Here is a 19,891-nt window from a genome sequence, read left to right as displayed (position 1 = left end):
TGGGCTTATCCCCATATTTGCATCTCACCTCTCCCCACCGCGCCATGAGCTCCCTGATACAATTCGTTGCCAACTACGACGACCTTTCCACTGACAAGGGCTTTCAGTTCAAGTTTCATTGCGACAAGTGCCACAACGGCTATATGTCGCGGTTTCAGCCCAACGCAATGGGCATTGCGGGCAGCTTGCTCAACGCGGCCAGCAGCCTGTTTGGTGGCTTGGGCGGGGTCGAGAACGCCGCTTATCAGATTCAGCAGGCCGTGGGCGGCAAGGCCCACGACTCGGCTCTGGAAACGGCCGTGGCCGAGGGCAAGCAACAGTTTAAGCAATGCACCCGCTGCGGCCATTGGGTGTGCCCCGATGCCTGCTGGAACCACAGCGCCGGCCTCTGCGAAGACTGCGCCCCCGACGAGCAAGAGGAGCTGCGCGCCCAGCAGGCCCAGGCCACGCGCGAGCAAATCCGCACCCAGACCCGCGCCCAGGACTACACCAAAAACATCGATTTCCTGAACCGCGACGCCTTGATACAGTGTCCCAACTGCCAGTCCAAGCTGGCTCCCGGCCAGAAATTCTGCCCCAGCTGCGGCACCGCCACCGCTGCCCAAACCCAGCCCCGCCACTGCACCAACTGCGGCGAGACCCTGAAGCCCGAGCAGAAGTTCTGCCCCAGCTGCGGCACGAAGGCGGGGTAGTGGATTGTGTTGAGTGAAAAGAACGTCATGCTGAGCGCAGTCGAAGCGTGACGTTCTTTTGATTTTCGTTATTCTTACTTCCTCGTCCACCGCTCCCAATTCTATGGCCACCGTCAAGCCCATTCTGCGCATTTTCGATTACGCCAAAGCCATTGAGTTTTACCTCGACTGGCTGGGTTTCCGCCTCGACTGGGAGCACCGGCCGGAGGGCAGCCCGGGCTACCTGCAAATCACCCGTGAGGACGTGACGCTGCACCTCTCCGAGCACCACGGCGACTGCGCGCCGGGCGCGCGGGTGTTTATTGACGATTTTGAACACCTCACGGCCTACCACACGCAGCTGCTGGCCCGGCAGTACAAGCACAACCGGCCGGGCCTGGACATCCCCTTCTACGACCCCACGGCACTGGAAATGACGGTTATCGACCCGTTTCACAACCGCCTCACCTTTGTGGAGCGCCGGTAAGTGGCCCGCCAAACGGAGGCAATGCGAGTAACTTAGAGGCCTACCGTGCTAGTTGCCTTTCCATGTCCGATTCTGCTACCCCAATTCTTCCGGCCAACCTTCCCTACTCGCAGGAGCTGTTGCAGGTGGTGCTCAACACGTCCCAAACCGGCTTCATGCTGCTGCGGCCCGTGTACGCGGCCGCCGGCACTACCATTATCGACCTGGCCTGGGAGTACCTTAACCCCGCCGCCCAGCAGATGCTGCGGCTGCCTCAGCGCCCCACCGAATCATTTCTGACCCTATTTCCAACGGCGGAGGCAGCCGGCGTATTCGGCTTCTACCGCGACGCGTTTTTGAGCGGCCGGGTGGAGCGACGCCAGAACAACTACCAGCACGACGGCCTCGACGGCTACTACCTGCTGGTGGCCCAGCGCCAGGGCGAGGTGCTGGTGGTGAATTTCGACGACACCAACGACCAAACCCGCACCGACATGGTGCAGGAGCTGCGCGCCAGCCAGGTCCGCGAGCTGGAGGCCCGTGCCGAAGCCGAGCTGCAGCGCCAGCACCTGGAGCTGCTGCTGCACGATGCCCCGGCCATGATTTGTGTGTTCGACGGCCCGCAGCACGTCTTTCAGTTTGTGAATCCGCCCTACCAAGCGCTGGTCGGCGACCGGCCCATCGTGGGCAAACCCATTGCCGAAGCCATGCCCGAGCTGGTGGGCCAGCCCATCTTCGGCCTGCTCGACAACGTGTACCGGACCGGTGAAACCTTTCGGGCGTCGGAAATGCTGGTGCAGCTCGACCACGACAACGAAGGCCGCCGGGAGCTGGAAAAACGCTACTACAATTTCATCTACCAGGCCCGCCACAACCAGAAAGGGACCATCAACGGCATTTTCGTATTTGCTTACGACGTGACGCCGCAGGTGCTGGCCCGCCAGGAAATTCAGGCGCTAAACGAGGAGCTGGCCGCTATCAACGAAGAGTTGCGGGCCAGCAACGATGAATTTCTGACGACCAATACGGCCTTGGTTCATTCGGAGCAGCAGCTTTCTGCGCTCAACCAGGAGCTGGAAAGCCGCGTAGCTGCTCGCACCCACGACGCCCAAAACGCCCGCGCGGAGGCCGAGCATCAGCAGGCCCGCCTCAAACGCCTGTTTATGGCGGCCCCGGCGGCCATCTGCATCCTGGCCGGCCCCCGGCTGGTGTACGAGTTGGTGAACCCCAACTATCAGGCGCTGTTTCCGGGCCGGGCCCTGCTGGGCCGCCCCATTGCGGAGGCCTTGCCCGAAATAGCCGACCACGCCGTGTACCAGACCTTTCGCCGGGTGTTCGAAACGGGCATCACGCACGAGGAGCCAGGCCTGCTCATTCCCATTGCCCGCCCCGCAGACGGCGTGCTGGAAGACCGGTACTTCAACTACATCCAGCAGGCGCGCTTCGACGAGCAGGGCGGCATCGACGGCGTGCTGGTGTTCGCCTTCGAGGTCACGCCGCAAGTGCTGGCCCGCCAGGCCACCGAAGCCGGGGCCCAGCGCCTGCAACTGCTTACCGACGCCCTGCCCGTACTCATCTCCTACATCGACCGCAACGAGCAGTATCAGTTCCTGAACCAAGCCTACCAGAGCTGGTTCGGCCGCGCCCCCGCTGGCATGGTCGGGCTGCCGGTGCGGCAGGTGCTGGGCGAAGTTGCTTACGCTGCCGTGCGGGGCTATATGGCCCGGGCCCTGGCCGGCGAACGCCTGGAGTTTGAAGCCCATATGCCTTACCGCGAAGACTTCGTGCGGCACATTCACACCGACTACATTCCCGATGTGCAACAAGGCGAAGTGCAGGGGTTTTACGCCCTCGTTACCGACATCACCGAGCAGGTGGAAGCCCGCCAGCAGGTGCAGGAGCTGAACGAGGAGCTGGCCGCCATCAACGAAGAAATGCTGGTGGCCAATGAAGATTTGCGCTATACCAACGACCGCCTCAGCCGCACCAACGTGGACCTGGACACCTTCGTCTACACCGCCTCGCACGACCTCAAGGCCCCCATCGCCAACATCGAAGGGCTGCTGCTGGCCCTCGGCGAGCAGCTGCCCGCCGCCGTGCGCCACACCCCCGACGTGACCCAGCTGCTGGCGCTGATGCACGGGGCCGTGTTCCGCTTCCAGAGCACCCTGGGCCACCTCACCGATGTATCGAAGCTGCAGCACGCCCACGCCGAGCCCGCCGAAGCCGTGGACTTGGCCGCCCTGGCCGGGGCCGTGCGCCTCGACCTGCTGCCCGCCCTGACCGCCGCCGGCGGCCATTTGGTGCTCGACGTAGCTGCCTGCGCCACCGTACGCTTCTCGCCCAAAAACCTGCGCAGCATCCTCTACAATCTCCTCAGCAACGCCATCAAGTACCAAGTGCCGGGCCGGGCGCCGCACGTGTTGCTGCGCGCCACCCGCACCCCGGGCCAGGTGCGACTCGAAGTGCACGACAACGGCCTGGGCCTCACGGAAAACGAGCAAACCAAGCTGTTCGTGATGTTTCGCCGCCTGCACACCCACGTCGAGGGCACTGGCGTGGGGCTCTACATGGTCAAGCGCATTGTCGAGAACGCGGGCGGCACCATTCAGGTGCAGAGCGCGGCGGGCGTGGGTTCTACCTTTACGGTGGTGCTGCCGGACCGCCCCTAACTTAAAAGTCCTGCCTACGTAGGGTAAGCCTATGCCTAAGCTGAGCAGTGTGCTGTTGGTCGACGATGACCCGACGAATAACTTCCTGAACGAACGGCTGCTCAAGCGGCTAGCCGTGACGGACCAGATTTTGGTGGCCGAAAACGGGCAGGAGGCTTTGGCCGTTATCCAAGAGGCCAGCACCGCGGCCAGGCCTGCATACCCCGCCCTCATCTTGCTCGATATTCAGATGCCCATCATGAACGGCATCGAATTTCTGCAGGCCTACCAGGAGCTGCCGCCGGACCAGCGGCGCGCCACCACCGTGGTAGTTCTCACCACGTCCATGGACCCGCGCGACCTCACGCGCCTCGAAACCCTGCCCGCCGCCGGCCGCATCACCAAGCCCCTCACCCTGGAAAAGCTTGATGCTGTGCTGCAGCAGCATTTCCAGTAGCGGCTCCGCCTTGTTTGGGATTAAAGAAGCGTGTCGACGGGCATAGCAGTATGAGGCACAGGCTATTGCTCGCGCGCCATTGCCGGGCCTTTTCGCTGTGCCCCGCCGCCGTCGCAAAAAAAGTTTGTCCGGGTTGTAACGTCTGCTCCCGGCCGCGGTATCCACATTTGAAAGCTCTCCCAATTTCCTGCCGGCCGAGTCATGCTCGCCCATCGCCGTCCTCCCCGTTCAGCATGTTCCAAGGCTGCTCTCATTGCTGAGGCAGTTTCCGCTTCCGCCAAAACCAACCCGGCGGCCCTCCTGCAACAACCATCGACCCGCCTCATCAACTAAAAAAGCAGGCTTTTAATCAAAAGATAAATTTTCCTTGTAAAATTTTATCTCTGATAATCAACAAGTAAACGGGTAATATCAATGCAGCACATACATTATTTGAAACAGTACCTTGTTTTACAAAGTACCTACCATACATTTGTACTGTTCCACGCCTAGTACTATACCTGCCGAGAACGTCACACTTTTTCCATTTCACCTTTTTTCTGTAAAAACCATGAAAACCTCCCTCACCTCCCGCCCCGCCACCACCCAAACCCGTACCGCTCTGTACCTGCGGGCCCTGCTGTTGGGCGGGTTGGCCATTGCTGGCAGCGCTGGCGCCGCCCTGGCCCAGAGCGCCCCGTCCGTGAAAGCCAAGCAGGCTGATGCCCAGGGCCTGTGGCTCACCGTTGAGAACCCCGCACAGCAACGGGTGCAAATGCAGGTTATGGCGCTGGACCACAGCGTTTGCCTGGTGAATGCCGTGAACCACCGCGCTTCCTACGGCAGCAAGCTGAACTTTGGCGGGGTGCCCACTGGCCAGTATGCCGTGCTGCTGCGCGTGGGCAAGGAGCAGTACCGCTACAGCGTGGACGTGCAAGGCAAGGCCCAAACCACCATTTCGGTGCGCGAGCTGACGCCCGCCAAGTCGCCGGAAGCCGTGGCTGCCGTTATTCGCTAACCCGACCCCGTCCGGGCGGTGGGCCTGGCGACGAGGCCCCCGCCGCATGTGATTCGGCCCCCGACAGCCAGTGCCCTGCACTGCGCCGCCGGGGGCCGCGTCGTTTTTACTAGTTTAGCTCGCCGCTAGGCGGCCAGCGCGGGCGCCTTGCGGCTATATCGCTCGCGGTAGGCCAGCGGCGACACGCCCGTGAGGCGCTTGAACAGCGTGCGGAAGGCCTTGGTGTCGGAGTAGCCCACCGAGTACATCACCTCGTTCACGTTTTCCTGCGACGATTCGAGGCTCATCTTGGCGGCTTCAATTTTCACGCGCTGGATGTATTCGGCCACGGTGTTGCTGGTGGCTTTCTTGAAGCGGCGCTCAAAATTGCGGCGGCTCAGGCAGCTCACCGCGGCCAGGTCGTCGACCGTCAATTTATCGGCAAAGTGCTGCTCGATGAATTCCTGCGTCTTTTTGATGGGCGCATCGGCGTGCTCTTTCTGGCCCTGGAAGATGACGAAGGGCGACTGGCTGCGGCGCCCGAAATCAATTTGAAACACCTTGGCGCAGCACACGGCCAGGTCGCGGCTCACGTATTTCTCGATGAGGTAGAGCACCAGGTTGAGGTAGGAATAAGCCCCCCCGCTGCTGTAGAGGCCCTGCTCGTCGGTAATGACTTGCTCGGGCACGAGCTGCACAGCCGGGTACATGGCCGCAAACTGCTGGGTGGCCAGCCAGTGAGTGGCGCACTTGCGGCCGTCGACCAAGCCCGTGGCCGCCAGGATGAACGCGCCCAGGCACAGGCTGGCCACCTCGGCGCCGGCCGCGTGCTGCTGCCGTATCCAGGGCACAAAGGGTGCGTTAAGGGCCACGGCTTCGGCCAGGTCGCCGTGCGGGGCCGGGATGATGATGAGGTCGGTGCGGAAATCCTCGGCAATGGTGCGATGGGCATGCAGCGTGAACAGGCCCTGGTTGAAGGTCTTGTCCCGGGTGAGGCCGACCAGTTCAATCTGGAAGGCCGGCGCCTGCCCGGCACCCGCCAGAAAGTCATTCACCTGGCTCAGCACCTTGTGCGGCCCTTCGATGCTGCCCACCACCGCCTCGCCGGCCGGCACCAGAATAGAAACGTGCTTCATAGCCCAAATGTAGGCAGCAGGCTGCCGCATTCCACCCTGTATTTGGGCACAATTACCCCCCTTGCATCCTTATGCTTTGCTAATACCTTTGCTAAACCAGTTAGGCAATCAAAATTTTAGCATTTGCCGCGCCGGCCCCGCATTTTTCACCTTAAAAAAACTTTCGCCATGACGCTCCGCACCACCGCCCGCTTCTATTGGACGCTCACCATCCTCTTGTGCCTCATGATGCTGGCCGATGGCGTGGCCGGCCTGCTGCACGAGCAAAACGGCGTGGCCGCCATGCGGCAGCTCGGCTACCCGGTGTTTATCATGGACATCACGGGGGCGGCCAAAATCCTCGGTGCCCTGGCCCTGCTCCAGAACAAGTACCGCACGCTCAAGGAATGGGCTTTCGCAGGCTTCGTGTTCGACTTTGCTGGGGCGGCAGCCTCGGTGCTGTTTGCCGGCATGGGTGCGGCGGCTGCCATTCCGGCGCTGGTAATGCTGGCGGTGGTGCTGGGGCTGTATTTCCTCTGGAAGCGCTACCTCATTGGCCACACCCTTGCAGCCAGCACGCCGGAAGCAGAAGTAGCGCTTCCTGAGCCGGTTGCGGCCGCGCTGTAATCGGGCCAGCTGCCGTCCTGTCGCAGCACGGCCATACCCGGCTACTCCTCTCTTTTCAATTTCATTCAGAATCCTCCATTTTCAAACCCTAAACCCTCCAATCCCATGGCACTCCTCAGCCCCCACATCGCATTTCCCAACGGCACCTGCCGCGAAGCCCTCTCCTTCTACCAAAGCTGCCTTGGCGGCGAGCTCAAGCTGATGCGCGTGGGCGATTCGGCCATGTGCGACCAAATGCCCGCCGACGCCCAGGACAAGATTATGCACGGCACCCTGACAACCGGCCAATTTGTGCTCATGGCCTGCGACGCCCTGGACCCGCGCAGCCCCTACGCCCCCGGCAACAACATTGCCATGTGCCTGAACTGCAGCAGCGACGAGGAAATCAACACCCTTTACGCAGCGCTGAGCGAGGGCGGCACCGTCGTCGACCCCTTGAACGACATGTTTTGGGGCGGCAAGTTCGGCACGCTCATCGACCGCTTTGGCACGGAGTGGATGCTCAATTTCGACAAGGCTGCGAGCGTGGCACAGCTCACGTTTGAACGCGCCGAAAACCTATGAGCAAAGTAATTGCCGCCGAATACCTGACGCTGGACGGCGTGATGGAAAACCCGGCCTGGACTGCGCCCTATTTCAACGACGAGCTGGGCGAGTTTCAGGGCGAGCTCATGGCCTCCTGCGACGCCCTGTTGCTGGGCCGCCTCACCTACGAGGCCTTTGCCGGTGCCTGGCCCCACATGCCCGATGCCCCCGGGGCCGCCCGCATGAACAGCCTGCCCAAATACGTGGCTTCGCGCACGCTGCAAACGGCCGAATGGAACGCCCAAATCATTGAGGGCAATGTGGGCGCCGCCGTGGCCCGCCTCAAACGCGAGCCCGGCCAAAACCTGCTCATCTACGGCAGCGCCCAACTGGTGGAATACCTGCGCCAGCACAGCCTGATTGACGAATACCGCCTCATGGTGTTTCCGGTGGTGCTGGGCAGCGGCAAGCGCCTGTTTGCCGAAGCGCCGACGAACTTCAAGCTAAAATCGTCGCATACTACCAGCACGGGCGTGCTGGTGCTTACCTACCAACCGGCCATTGCCTAAGTTTTTATGGACCTGAAACTAGAACTCATTCCCGTGCCGGTGGCCGATATCGACCGCGCCAAGCAATTCTACACCCAGCAAGTTGGCTTCCGGCTCGACCACGACGTGCGGCCCGGCGGCCCGGTGCGCGTGGTGCAGCTCACGCCGCCCGGCTCAGGTTGCTCCATTGTGCTGGCCGAGGGCCTGGCGGGCCTGGCCATGCCGGCCGGCTCGCTGCGCGGCCTGCACCTGGTGGTAGCCGACATCGTGGCCGCCCGCGCCGAACTGGCCGGCCGGGGCGTGCCGATGGGGGCGGTTCAGGACATGGGCGGCATCAAGTTTTCCGCTTTCAAAGACCCCGACGGCAATACCTGGACTTTGCAGGAGATTCCGGGCCGGCAATAGCTGGAAATAAAAAAACGGTCATGCTGAGCGCAGCCGAAGCAACTCTACCGCTGTACTAATCATTTCGTATTGCGGTAGAGATGCTTCGGCTGCGCTCAGCATGACCGTTTTTGGGTGTGGCTATGCACTACTTTCAAGCCACCACCGGCAGCGTGAAGCTGAAAGTGCTGCCGCTGCCCAGCTCGCTTTCTACCCACAGCCGGCCGCCCTGCGTGGCAATAAATTCGCGTGCAATGCTCAGGCCCAGGCCCGAGCCGCCGCGGTAGCCGGTCTTATCGGGCAGCTGGGCGAAACGCTGGAAGATGCGGTCGTGGTGCTCGGGCGCGATGCCGGGGCCGTGGTCCTGCACGCTCACCCGCACGAAGGCGCCGGCCACTGCCACCCGCACCGTGAGGGCCGCCCCCACCGGCGAGTAGCGGATGGCATTGGCCAGCAAATTGATGAGTACCCAGGTGGTTTTTTCCACATCAGCCCGCACTTCAGGCAGGCGCGGGGGCTGATGGAATTCCAGCCGCAGTTGCTTGTCGTGCAGCTGCGGCTGCACGGTGGTGGTAGCGAAACTCACCACATCGGCCAGGTTGGTGGGCTGCACATCGAGCTGAATGCCCGCGCCCGCATCGAGGCGCGACACGTCGAGTAATTCAGCTACCATACGCTGCAGGCGCTGGGTTTCGTGGCGAATGTAGCCGGTGATGCGCTGGCGCTCATCGGCGGGCAGGCGCTCATCCTGCAGCAGCCTGGTGTTGAGATTGATACTGGAAAGCGGCGTTTTTAACTCGTGGCTCACGGTGGCTAGGAAGTTCGACTTTACCTGGTCAAGCTTCTTGAAATCGGACACGTTGCGCAGCGTGAGGATGTGGCCCACGAACTCGGTCTTCTCAGTGGCTTCGTTGAAGGACACCAGGTCCTGCACGGCTAACTGATAAAAGGCTTCCTCGCCGCGCTGACTGATGTGCAGCAGCGGCGCTTCTGCCACAGCGGCTTCGCGGTTGGGCGCGTCCAGCGGCCGAAGCATGGCCTGGAACAAGTCATTTTCGAGGCGCACGGTGGCGGCGGGGCGGCCCAGCAGCTTTTCGGGGGGCATGCCCAGCAGCTCGCACAGCACGGGGTTGGCCAGCAGAATGGTGCGGTTTTCATCGAGCAGCAGCAGGCCCTCGTCCAACGTGTTCACGATGCTGGCGGCGCGGTTGCGCTCCGTGATAAGCTCGGCAGCGGTGGAAGTGCGGTACTCGCGCAGCTGGCCCAGCATGCGGTTGAAGGCCCGGGCCACCTGGCCGAATTCGTCGTGGCTTTCCTGCGGGATGCTGGCCGAGAAATTGCGCTCGGTAGCGTGGTCGAGGGCGGCGGTGAGCTTGCGCAGGGGCTGCACCGCGGCTTCGGGCACGCTGCCTACCAAAGCCAGGCCCAACAGCACGGCCAGCGTGGCGAAGAGCAGCAGGTTGCGGTTGGCTTGGTCGGCGCGCAGGTTGGCGGCTTCGGTTTTGCGGTTCAGGGCATCGGTATTCAGCGCCATCATCTGGTAAGTGAGGCCACCCAACTGGTACGGTTCAGCCTCGATGCCCAACTGGCTGGCCTGCCCTGCCTTGGTGGCGCCCTGCGCCTGCCGCTGGTGCTGCTGCAGTTGCTGCGTCAGTCGCTGCAAGTCGCTCACCACCTGCTGCTCGCCGGGTTCGGTCACGTTGCGGGATTCCTCTTGCAGAGCCGCCACGAAGGCCGCCGTGCCGGCCGTGTCGGCCAGCGGCTTTCGGGCTAGCTGGTCGAGGCTTTTGAGCATGCGCTGGCCCAGCTCTATCGAGTAGAGGTTGGCCTTGAGCACATCGCGCGAGCTGCGGTCGAGCTGGCGCAACGAGTAGTATGCGTAGCCCCCGATGCTGAGCACCAGCAGCAGCATGGCCAGGAAACCGGTGGTGATTTTGGTTTTGAGGTTCATGGAGTTGAACGGTCTAGAAGGGCGTCATGCCGAGCGCAGCCGAGGCATCTCGCGTGCGGCAGTAATTAAAATCGTTGGGCCGATTGGATGCGTTGCGCACGCGAGATGCCTCGGCTGCGCTCGGCATGACGTTCTGATTTTATTCATCGCGGCTCAATACGTCACCAAATACACGTCCACGTCCCGCCCGTCATCGGCCACCGCGCGGAGCAAATCCGCCGTCACGCCGCGGCGGCTCAGCTGCTCCCACAGCCCCTTTTCGCGGGTGATGCCGCAGACCAGCAGCGTGGCGTTTTTCTCCTGTGCCACCCGACTAATGGTACCCACCACGTCGTCGTCCTTCACCCGCAGAATCTGAGCACCTAGCTGGGTGGCCAGCTGCAGGTTGTTGAGCAAGTGGCGCTGGGTGGCCAGACCAATGCGGTCGGCCGTTTCGCGGCCGGTTTGCACGTAGAGCACGTACCAGGCAGCGGCCGAAAACCGGTCGGCCAGCCGCGAGGTCTTGCGGATTATTTCTTTGGCAGCCTGGCTGTTTGAATTGATGCAAGCCAGCAGGCGGTCGTCGTTGCGGCGCGGCGCGGCCACGGCGGGCGCGCCACCGGCGTCGGATTCCACTTGGCGGCTCAGCAACTGGGCCACTTCGCGCACCGCCAGCCGCCGCAGCTGCAGCAGGTTTTCGGCCTGGAAGAAGTTAGCCAGCGCGGTGGGCACCTTGGCGGGGTCGTAAATTTTGCCTTCCTCCAGGCGGGTGCGCAACTCGCCCACGGTCAGGTCCACGTTCACCACCTCGTCGGCCTGCTTGAGGAGCTGGTCGGGGATGCGCTCGGTCACGTCGGTGCCCGTAATGCGCAGCACCTGGTCGTGCAGGCTTTCGAGGTGCTGCACATTTACGGCCGTAATCACCGAAATGCCCTGCGCCACGAGGTATTCTACATCCTGCCAGCGCTTTTCGTGGCGCGAGCCAGGCACGTTGCTATGCGCCAGCTCATCCACAACAACGACTTGCGGGCGGCGTTGCACGATGCCGTCCAAATCCATCTCCTCCAGCGCCCGCCCTTTGTAGAATAGCTGCTTGCGCGGCAGCAGCGGCAGGTCCTGCACCTCAGCCACCGTACCGGGGCGGCCGTGGGTTTCGATGTAGCCGAGCAGCACGTCCACGCCGTGCTGGCGCAGCTCGTGAGCTTCCTGTAGCAGGCGGAAGGTTTTGCCCACGCCCGCGGCCAGCCCCAGGTACACCTTGAGCGTGCCGCGCCGCTTGGCCTGCACCAGACGCAGGAACCGCTCGGCGGATTGGTCGCGGGGGTCGGGCTGCATGGGGTTCATGGTTTGGGGTTTGTCATTGCGAGCGCAGCGAAGCAATCCGTCCTGTTCTTAGTTAGCGACTAACCTAACAATGTGATAAGTTTTATCGAGCGTGCTTTCAAAGGCTTCATCACAATTCAGGGCTTGTCACATTGAGAGGACGGATTGCCACGGCCTGCGGCCTCGCAATGACAGGAGATTAAAACGACAGCGCCAGGCTCGTCGTCACGTTGCCGTAGCTGCGGTTGTCGGCGTTATCGGCGCGGGCAAACACGCCCCGCATCCCGTTCAAATACCGCCCCTCTACCCGAAACAGCACGTTGGCGGCCGGAGCATAGTCGAGGTTGAGCGAGCCGCCGGCTACCCGGAAATCCTGGTCCAGCGCCCGGGGCATGATGCTGCGGATGATGATGCCCCGCTCGGCGTAATAGTACTCGCCACGCAGCGTGGCCGAGAGCTTATCTGCCATCTTCTGCTTGATGAAAACTGCCCCCGTGTGCCAGGTATCGTACTTCTCGCGGCCCACGCCGCGCTGCTTGCCCACGTCGAACACTACCGCTAGGCTGGTGTGCTCGGAAGCGGCATAGGTAAGGTAGAAGTCGTGGAAGAAGCGGCGGCGAATGAGTGAGTCCTGGGGTTGCTCGTTGCCGTAGAAGGTGCTGCTGTTGATAAGGATTTTATCCGAGGGCTTCCACTGAATCTGGGTACCGAGGGCTTTGGCCTGGTTGGTTTCGCGGATGTTTTGCCAGCCGTTCAGCACCAGCCCAGTCAGGGTCAGCTTGGGACTCACCTCGTAGGTGAAGCGCGCGCCGCTTTCGTAGTAGGGCGAATTCTCGGCCATCACGGACCGCGTCAGCGTCCAGTTGTCTTTCGAAATGGCCGACTCGAAACCGATGTGCGAGCCGAAAATGCCCATGTCCAGCCAGGCTTTGGCGAAGGGCCGGAAGCCCGCGTAAGCTTCGTACACGTGCTTGAGCACGGGGTCTTCGGCCGCGTAGTTGGCGCTCACGTAGGTGCCGGCGTGCAGGCCCAGGGCGCCGCGCACCTTGCCGTCGTCGTAGCGCAGGCCGATGAGGGCCTGGTTGATGGTGAATTCGTTCTGGCGGCCGTGCGAGTAGAGGAAGGCCTGCCGGTTGTTGCCGTTGGCGTGGTTGAAATCGTAGCCGTAGTAGGCATCCACGAAGCCGTAGGTAGTAATGGGGGCAGGCGCGGGGGCAGGCACCACTAGGGCCGGGTCGGGGGAAACGGGGGCCGTTTGGGCCAGGGCGGCGCTCGTGCTCAAAGCCACAAGCGCCGGAATCAGCAGGTTTTTCATGGAAGGCTGGCCGGCTCTAAGCTCGGCCAAAAGAATAGGAGAAGAATTGCGTCCGCCAAGGCGGTACGCGCACTATATCGCGGGGTTAACCTCGGCCATTACTTGCCGGCCAGTGCGTCCAGCGCTAGGTTCAGCTTCAGCACGTTCACGCGGTCGGGGCCGATGGGGTTGGGTTGGGTGTGCTCGCGCACTAGCGCCGTCACGCGGGCCACGTCGAGCTTGCGGGCGGCGGCCACGCGGGGCACCTGCACCAGTGCCCCGGCCGGTGAGAGGTGCGGGTCGAGGCCCGAGCCGCTGGCCGTAATCAGCTCGGCCGGCACGTCGGCAGCGCGCACGCCGGGGTTTTGCAGCAAAAAAGTATCCAGGCGGGCCTTGACGGTGGCCAAGTATTCGGGGTTGGTCGGGCCTTTGTTCGAGCCGGAACTGGCATCGGCGTGGTAGTCGGCGGCCGAGGGACGCGAATTGAAATACTCGGGCTTGTCGAACTTCTGACCCACGTTGGCGAAGCCCACTACGCGGCCGTTTTTCGAGATTTGAACGCCCTCGCCGTGGCCGGGCGCCAGTTGCGCGGCGGCAGTGATGAGGGCCGGGTATAGGCCGCAGCACAGCACCAGCATGACGAGGGTGAGGCGCAGGGCGGGAAAGAGTTGGGTTTTCATGGGTCTTTTACAGATGTAATTTTGGTTTATGCTCGAAAGCCCGATTCCGAATAATCAAGAGGTTACCGTGATGGTGGCGCAAACCACGTTTGCGGTGCTCACGATACTTGGGCGGCATTACCGCGTCGAATATTTGGAGAAAGCCGAAGCACGGCTTAGGCCAGGCGTGCGAGGGGAGTTTGCCCTTTACTCAGAGCATCCATTGCTTCTGTGTTACAATAGTCGCAGCGCTACTGTGTATATCAATTCAAAGGCACAAGACTCGGAGGCGCTTTTTTTCAGGATTCGAGAACAAATCCAAGCTGGATTCCAGGGATGGCGTGACTGGCGTTGCGTGTTATTTGGGAAAGAAAAAGGCGGTGAAAATCTGCTTCGCAAGAACTTGGCTGACGGGTCTGGGATGTTGTTGGAAAGCGCCCCGGTGACGATTGCAAAAGCTGTTATCGCTGCTTGTGCTGAATATGGGGCTTCAACTTATTGCATCGGCGGCCTCAATGAAGACACGCCAGTTGCTTCATCCTACCACCTGCTACTCATCGGCGACGGCTACGTCATTGCGCGGGATTTTCGATTTACCGAGGTTTTCTACAAGAACATTCCCACCAGCAAGTCAAGAATCTTAATCCCGATAAAGGGCACCACCACCCCGCCCAACCCATAAATCAGCAGGTTGCGGCGCAACAGGGCCGAGGCGCCCACCGGTTTGTAGGCCACACCTTTCAGCGCCAGCGGCACCAGGGCCGGGATGATGATGGCGTTGAAAATCACGGCCGAGAGAATTGCCGACTGCGGCGACTTCAGCCCCATGATGTTGAGCGCGCCCAAGGCCGGGATGGCCACCATGAACAGGGCCGGCACGATGGCGAAGTACTTGGCCACGTCGTTGGCGATGCTGAACGTGGTGAGCGTGCCGCGCGTCATCAGCAGCTGCTTGCCGATTTCCACCACCTCAATGAGCTTGGTGGGGTCGTTGTCGAGGTCGACCATGTTGCCGGCTTCCTTGGCGGCCTGGGTGCCCGAGTTCATGGCCACGCCCACGTCGGCCTGGGCCAGGGCGGGGGCGTCGTTGGTGCCGTCGCCCATCATGGCCACCAGCTTGCCCTGCTGCTGCTCGGCCCGGATGTACTGCATCTTGTCCTCCGGCTTGGCTTCGGCAATGAAGTCGTCGACGCCGGCTTTTTCGGCAATGAACTTCGCGGTGAGCAGGTTGTCACCGGTCACCATCACCGTTTTGATGCCCATGGCCCGCAGGCGCGCAAACCGCTCCTGGATGCCGGGCTTGATGATATCCTGCAACTCGACCACGCCCAACACCCGGTCGTTTTCGCTCAGCACCAGCGGGGTGCCGCCGTTCTTAGCCACGGTTTGCACGCGCTCGGCCACTTCGCCGGGGTAGGTTTGGCCGGCGGCTTCGGCCAGGCGGCGCATGGCGTCGGCCGCGCCTTTGCGCAGGCGGGTGCCGTTGTCCAGCGTCACGCCGCTGCTGCGGGTTTCGGCCGTGAACTTGATAAGCTCGGCCCCAGCCAGGCGGCTTTGCAGCTGCGCGGGGTCCACCTTGTTGTCGCGCGCCAGCTCCACGATGCTTTTGCCCTCGGGCGTTTCATCGGTGAGCGAGCTGATGGTGGCGGCCTCCACGAACTGTGGCATGGGCACGCCCGGCGCGGGCCAGAAGTGCGTGGCCTTGCGGTTACCGATGGTAATGGTGCCGGTTTTGTCGAGCAGCAGCACGTCCACATCGCCGGCCGTTTCCACGGCTTTGCCGCTCTTGGTGATGACGTTGGCCCGCAGCGCCCGGTCCATGCCCGCGATGCCGATGGCCGAGAGCAGCCCGCCGATGGTAGTCGGAATCAAGCACACGAACAGCGCGATAAACGAGGCCACCGCAATGGGCGTTTTCGAGTATTCGGCGAAGGGCTGCAAGGTCACGCACACAATCACGAACACCAGCGTGAAGCCCGCCAGCAGGATGGTGAGGGCAATTTCGTTGGGCGTTTTCTGCCGCGAAGCGCCTTCCACCAGCGCAATCATCTTGTCGAGAAACGACTCGCCCGGCGCGGTGGTCACCTGCACCACGATGCGGTCACTCAGCACCTTCGTGCCGCCTGTGACGGACGATTTATCGCCGCCCGCTTCCCGAATGACGGGCGCCGACTCGCCGGTAATGGCCGACTCATCAATCGTGGCTAAGCCTTCGATAATCTCGCCATCCGTAGGAATAATTTCCCCGGCTTCGACCACGAAAATTTGGCCTTTTTGAAGCTGAGCCGAGCTCACCTGCTGCAGCTGGCCGTTGTCGAGGCGCACGTTGGCGGGCGTGTCCTGCCGGGTTTTGCGCAGTGAATCGGCCTGGGCCTTGCCGCGTGCTTCGGCAATGGCCTCGGCGAAGTTGGCGAAGAGCAGGGTCAGGAACAGCACCACAAACACGGTGCAGTTGTAGCCGAAGCTGCCCTGCGCCGCGTCGGGCTTGAACAGCAGCCCGAGGGTGACGAAGAACATCACCACCGTGCCGATTTCCACGGTGAACATCACCGGGTTGCGGAACATCGTGCGCGGGTCGAGCTTGACGAAGGCTTGGCCGACGGCTTCGCGGACCAGCGCGGGTTGGAAGAGGGATTGAGATTGGGTTGCCATTGCTTGATTTGTCATCCTGAGCGCAGCGAAGGACCTTATCACGTCCGCGCCGCAATAGTTAGTAATTCTGCTAAAGGCAGCCTTGATAAGGTCCTTCGCTGCGCTCAGGATGACAGATGATTGAGTTTTAGTACAGCGTGAAATGCTCAGCCAGCGGGCCCAGCGCCAGAGCCGGGAAGAAGGCCAGCGCGGCGATAATCCAAATCACGAAGAAGACCATCACGCCGAAGGTGGCGGTGTCCACGCGCAGGGTGCCGGCGCTTTCGGGGATGAACTTCTTGCGGGCCAGCAGCCCCGCTATGGCCACCGGCCCGATGATGGGCAGGTAGCGGGCCAGTATCATCACGATGCCCGTCGAGATGTTCCACCAGGGCGTGTTGTCGCCGAGGCCCTCGAAGCCCGAGCCGTTGTTGGCGGCCGAGGACGTGAACTCATACAACATTTCGGAGAAGCCGTGGTAGCCGGGGTTGGCCAGCCAGCCGGCGTATTCGGTGGGGTTGCCGGCGTAGAGGTGGGCCGACATGGCGGTGCCGGCCAGGATGAGCAGCGGGTGCAGCAGGGCCACGATGATGGCAATTTTCATCTCCCGCGCCTCAATCTTCTTGCCCAGCAGCTCAGGGGTGCGTCCCACCATCAGCCCTGAAATGAACACGGCGATGATGACGAACACGAAGAAGTTGAGGAAGCCCACGCCCACGCCGCCGTAGAAGGCGTTGGTCATCATGCCCAGCATTTCGGCCATGCACGAGATGGGCATGTGCGAGTCGTGCATGGAGTTCACCGAGCCGCAGGAAATGATGGTGTTGGTGATGCCCCAGTAGGCCGAGGCCGCCGCGCCGAAGCGCACTTCCTTGCCTTCCATCGCGCCCAGGCGCTGGTCAGCGCCCATCTGGGCGATGGCAGGGTTGCCGTGCATCTCGTAATACACCGTGGGCGCCAGCAGCATCATGAAGCCTACCGTCATCACGCCCAGCACCATATAGGATAGGCGGGGCCGCTTCAGGTAGTAGCCAAAGGCAAACACCATGGCCAGCGGAATGAGCACCAGCGCGAAGTTTTCCACCGCGTTGGTCAGGTAGGTGGGGTTTTCGAGCGGGTGGGCCGAGTTGGCCCCGAAGAAGCCGCCCCCGTTGGTGCCCAGCTCCTTGATGGCAATCATGGCGGCGGCCGGCCCGCGGCTCACGCTCACGGAGTCGCCCTGCACGGTCACGAGGCTGGCCTTGCCGCTCCAGTTCATGGGCGTGCCCTGAAACACCAGCACCAGCGCCACCACGGTGGCAATGGGTAGCAGCACGCGGGTGATGCTCTTCACAAAGTAATTGTAGAAGTTGCCCAGCTTCTCGGTGGTGCCTTCTTTGAGGGCGTTGAACACGACCACGCAGGCGGCCATGCCGGTGGCGGCCGTCACGAATTGCAGGAAGGTGATGGCGAACAGCTGCGAGAAGTACGTCGCGCCCGACTCGCCCGAGTAGTGCTGCAGGTTGCAGTTCACCAGGAACGAGATGGCCGTGTTGAAGGCCTGGTCGGGCGTCATGCTAGGGTTGTGGTCGGGGTTGAGCGGCAGGCTGCCTTGCAGGCAAAACACCACCATTGCCCAGACAAACCAGGCTAGGTTGATAGTAAGCAGCGCCACCAGGTGCTGCTGCCAGGTCATACCGCGGTTGGCGTCGATGCCGCCGGCGCGGAAGAGCAGGCGCTCCAGCGGGGCCAGGAAATCGGTCCAGCTCTTGTCGCCCCGGTACACGGTGGCCAGGTGGCGGCCCAGCGGCAGCGCCAGCAGCATGGTACTGCCGAAGACGACGAGGAGGCCGAGAAGTTCTTTGTTCATTACTGTAGGGACTTGGGGCTTGGGGACTTGGTTTTTTGGAGGCTCAGGGAGCAGGGTTTGGAAGCAGCTTTCGTTGAAAATCCAAGACCCTAAGTCCCCAAGCTCCCAAGTCCCTCACTTAAAATTTCTCCGGTTTCAGCAGCACGTAGCACAGGTAGGCGAACGTGGCGACGGAGAGGAAAAGCAGGGCGAGCATCATGGCGCTGGCGGGGTTAGATGTGGTCGAAAAAGTCCACCGATTTGTAGAAGAGCCAAAAACAGCCGAGGCCGACGGCGGACAGAATCGGGACAAGCAGCAGAGGAGCCATACTGAGGTTGAATGATTGGTTGCACAGCCCATTACCAAAGCAGGTCCGAACTCTTTCGCAAGCCATTATTTTCATTCAACTCATTGTCAATCAGAAAATAATATTTTCAACTCACCGCTTCACCAACGCTCCAAACGCCAGAAACCGGGTCATTCTGACCCGGTGAGGTGGTCAGAATAACCCGGTTTCCTAAGTTTCAGCAGTGGCTCGGGGGCCGGCGGCGGCAGGCTATTTTATGAGCTTGGCCAGCGTGTTGCCCAGCTCGGCGCCGTGTAGGTTCACGGACACAATTTTGCCATCGGGGCCAATCAGGAAGTTCTGCGGGATGCCGCGCACGCCGTAGCGCTGGGCGGCAGCCCCGTCAAACCCCTTTAGCTCCGATACCTGCGTCCAGGCCAACTGGTCGTCGGCAATGGCTTTCACCCATTTATCCCGGCTCCTCTCAGTGTCGAGCGACACGCCCAGAATAGCGAAGTTGCGGCTTTTATACTCGTTGTATACCTTGGCCATGGCCGGGCTTTCGGCGCGGCATGGCCCGCACCAGCTGGCCCAGAAGTCGACCAACACGTATTTGCCCCGATAGTCAGATAAGCTCACCGTTTTTCCATCGGGAGTTCGCTCGCTGATAGCCGGGGCCGGCTGGCCGATGCCAACATCCTTCAGGGCCTGCACCATGCGGCCGTAGTCGCGGCCCTGCGGCGTGGCTTTCAGCGCCGGGCTCATCGACTCGTACAGCGGGCCAACAGTGGCGTACTGGGGCGTGTCCCAGCCGCGCATGCCTACCAAAGCATCGAGGCTCGCGTAAGAGTTGGGGTTGGCTTTAATAAAAGCATAATTGGCCTGCACCATTTCCGCGTTCAGGGCTTGGTAGCGGGCCTGCTGCTGCGCCCGAAATTCGGGGGCCTGGCGCTGAGCTTCGGTCAGTTTCCGCTCCTCGTTCCCTACTGCCCGCATCCGGGCAAGAATCGGCTCTAGCAAAACGCCTTGACGCACGTAATCATTCGTATTGGGGCCGCCTTTGGCAACGGCGTGGGCCAGCGAGTCGGGACTAGTAATCGTGACGATACCTGGCTCGATGTAGATGCGGGTCCGGTCGCCCATGGGCCCGTCCAGGCGGCCCAGACGGCCGTTGCGCCGCAATATCAGGTCGCCGATGACCGGAATTTCTCCTTTGCCTTTCAGCTCAAAAACGCCGTTTTTCACAGCCGCCGAATCGATTATCTCAAACCCACGCGACAGGTAAATTTTGGCCGGGGCCGTTATCGACTTACCTAGTTGGCCTTTCACCGTGCAGGTAAAGGGCGTTTGTGCCTGCGCCAAGCTTGGTAGGGCAAGCAAGGTTGCGAGTAGGTGCTTTTTCATGGATGTGGAAATTGTTGGTGGAAGAACCGCTGAGTAAACAGACCGCCGAATATAGCGCCCGCAATTATCCCTTAACGCTCAACCTCCTCCGGGCAGTATAGCAGAATGGGCTGAA

Annotated in this window: 19 protein-coding genes; 10 read left to right on the top strand and 9 right to left on the bottom strand. The window is 61.8% G+C overall.

From position 1 onward, the window contains the following. Nucleotides 1–44 precede the first annotated feature (44 nt). The 5 genes from I7X13_RS05355 to I7X13_RS05335 all read left to right on the top strand — a co-directional run bounded on the left by I7X13_RS05355 (nt 45) and on the right by I7X13_RS05335 (nt 5,242). Nucleotides 45–692 (top strand): zinc ribbon domain-containing protein, encoded by a 648-nt coding sequence (locus I7X13_RS05355; protein ID WP_198074674.1) that lies wholly within the window; start codon nt 45–47, stop codon nt 690–692. A gap of 103 nt (nt 693–795) precedes the next feature. Next, nucleotides 796–1,158: a glyoxalase superfamily protein gene (locus tag I7X13_RS05350; protein WP_198074673.1), complete on the top strand. Its 363-nt coding sequence runs from the start codon at nt 796–798 to the stop codon at nt 1,156–1,158. Nucleotides 1,159–1,220: 62 nt separating this feature from the next. Next, nucleotides 1,221–3,809, top strand: a complete 2,589-nt coding sequence (locus tag I7X13_RS05345; RefSeq protein ID WP_198074672.1) for a PAS domain-containing protein — start codon at nt 1,221–1,223, stop codon at nt 3,807–3,809. 31 nt (nt 3,810–3,840) lie between these two features. Beyond that, nucleotides 3,841–4,245: a response regulator gene (locus tag I7X13_RS05340; RefSeq protein ID WP_198074671.1), complete on the top strand. Its 405-nt coding sequence runs from the start codon at nt 3,841–3,843 to the stop codon at nt 4,243–4,245. 550 nt (nt 4,246–4,795) lie between these two features. Then, entirely contained in the window at nt 4,796–5,242 is a 447-nt protein-coding gene (locus tag I7X13_RS05335; protein ID WP_198074670.1) for a hypothetical protein, read from the top strand. 125 nt (nt 5,243–5,367) lie between these two features. On the opposite strand, the gene I7X13_RS05330 is transcribed toward I7X13_RS05335, so the two are convergent. Then, nucleotides 5,368–6,357: a GlxA family transcriptional regulator gene (locus I7X13_RS05330; RefSeq protein ID WP_198074669.1), complete on the bottom strand. Its 990-nt coding sequence runs from the start codon at nt 6,355–6,357 to the stop codon at nt 5,368–5,370. 168 nt (nt 6,358–6,525) lie between these two features. Here I7X13_RS05330 and I7X13_RS05325 point away from each other — a divergent pair, with 168 nt between their 5' ends. The 4 genes from I7X13_RS05325 to I7X13_RS05310 all read left to right on the top strand — a co-directional run bounded on the left by I7X13_RS05325 (nt 6,526) and on the right by I7X13_RS05310 (nt 8,441). After that, nucleotides 6,526–6,963: a DoxX family protein gene (locus tag I7X13_RS05325; RefSeq protein WP_198074668.1), complete on the top strand. Its 438-nt coding sequence runs from the start codon at nt 6,526–6,528 to the stop codon at nt 6,961–6,963. Nucleotides 6,964–7,068: 105 nt separating this feature from the next. Further along, the gene (locus I7X13_RS05320) at nt 7,069–7,527 is read left to right on the top strand and encodes a VOC family protein (protein WP_196287997.1); all 459 of its coding nucleotides are present in this window, start codon (nt 7,069–7,071) and stop codon (nt 7,525–7,527) included. After that, on the top strand, nt 7,524–8,057 hold the full coding sequence (locus I7X13_RS05315) for a dihydrofolate reductase family protein (RefSeq protein WP_198074667.1): 534 nt from the start codon (nt 7,524–7,526) through the stop codon (nt 8,055–8,057). Before I7X13_RS05320 ends, I7X13_RS05315 begins: the two co-directional genes overlap by 4 nt. A gap of 6 nt (nt 8,058–8,063) precedes the next feature. Next, nucleotides 8,064–8,441 carry a VOC family protein gene (locus I7X13_RS05310; protein ID WP_198074666.1) on the top strand — a complete coding sequence of 126 codons (378 nt, stop codon included), beginning with the start codon at nt 8,064–8,066 and terminating at the stop codon, nt 8,439–8,441. Nucleotides 8,442–8,574: 133 nt separating this feature from the next. On the opposite strand, the gene I7X13_RS05305 is transcribed toward I7X13_RS05310, so the two are convergent. The 4 genes from I7X13_RS05305 to kdpC all read right to left on the bottom strand — a co-directional run bounded on the left by I7X13_RS05305 (nt 8,575) and on the right by kdpC (nt 13,647). Next, nucleotides 8,575–10,371 carry a HAMP domain-containing sensor histidine kinase gene (locus I7X13_RS05305; protein ID WP_198074665.1) on the bottom strand — a complete coding sequence of 599 codons (1,797 nt, stop codon included), beginning with the start codon at nt 10,369–10,371 and terminating at the stop codon, nt 8,575–8,577. A gap of 153 nt (nt 10,372–10,524) precedes the next feature. Further along, nucleotides 10,525–11,685, bottom strand: a complete 1,161-nt coding sequence (locus I7X13_RS05300; RefSeq protein ID WP_198074664.1) for a sensor protein KdpD — start codon at nt 11,683–11,685, stop codon at nt 10,525–10,527. A gap of 187 nt (nt 11,686–11,872) precedes the next feature. Then, nucleotides 11,873–13,018, bottom strand: coding sequence for a porin (locus I7X13_RS05295; RefSeq protein WP_213019035.1), 1,146 nt, complete (start codon nt 13,016–13,018; stop codon nt 11,873–11,875). A 68-nt stretch (nt 13,019–13,086) separates the two neighbouring features. Beyond that, on the bottom strand, nt 13,087–13,647 hold the full coding sequence (gene kdpC / locus I7X13_RS05290) for a potassium-transporting ATPase subunit KdpC (RefSeq protein ID WP_198074662.1): 561 nt from the start codon (nt 13,645–13,647) through the stop codon (nt 13,087–13,089). Nucleotides 13,648–13,675: 28 nt separating this feature from the next. Between kdpC and I7X13_RS05285 the strand changes: the two genes are divergently transcribed. Beyond that, the gene (locus tag I7X13_RS05285; protein WP_198074661.1) at nt 13,676–14,308 is read left to right on the top strand and encodes a hypothetical protein; all 633 of its coding nucleotides are present in this window, start codon (nt 13,676–13,678) and stop codon (nt 14,306–14,308) included. On the opposite strand, the gene kdpB is transcribed toward I7X13_RS05285, so the two are convergent. The 4 genes from kdpB to I7X13_RS05265 form a co-directional block, all read right to left on the bottom strand. After that, nucleotides 14,233–16,278, bottom strand: a complete 2,046-nt coding sequence (gene kdpB, locus I7X13_RS05280; protein WP_198074660.1) for a potassium-transporting ATPase subunit KdpB — start codon at nt 16,276–16,278, stop codon at nt 14,233–14,235. The two genes, I7X13_RS05285 and kdpB, sit on opposite strands and share 76 nt — an antisense overlap. Before the next feature lie 127 nt (nt 16,279–16,405). Next, the gene (gene kdpA, locus I7X13_RS05275) at nt 16,406–18,106 is read right to left on the bottom strand and encodes a potassium-transporting ATPase subunit KdpA (protein WP_198074659.1); all 1,701 of its coding nucleotides are present in this window, start codon (nt 18,104–18,106) and stop codon (nt 16,406–16,408) included. A gap of 118 nt (nt 18,107–18,224) precedes the next feature. Next, nucleotides 18,225–18,398: a K(+)-transporting ATPase subunit F gene (kdpF, locus tag I7X13_RS05270; protein ID WP_198067083.1), complete on the bottom strand. Its 174-nt coding sequence runs from the start codon at nt 18,396–18,398 to the stop codon at nt 18,225–18,227. Nucleotides 18,399–18,642: 244 nt separating this feature from the next. Beyond that, complete coding sequence (locus tag I7X13_RS05265) at nt 18,643–19,776, bottom strand: TlpA disulfide reductase family protein (protein WP_198074658.1); 1,134 nt, start codon at nt 19,774–19,776, stop codon at nt 18,643–18,645. Nucleotides 19,777–19,891 lie beyond the last annotated feature (115 nt).

The organism is Hymenobacter negativus (genome assembly GCF_016056375.1).
GTDB lineage: Bacteria > Bacteroidota > Bacteroidia > Cytophagales > Hymenobacteraceae > Hymenobacter > Hymenobacter negativus_A.
The sequence above is the reverse complement of the archived record's forward strand: the minus strand, read 5'-3'. Positions and strand labels throughout refer to the sequence as shown.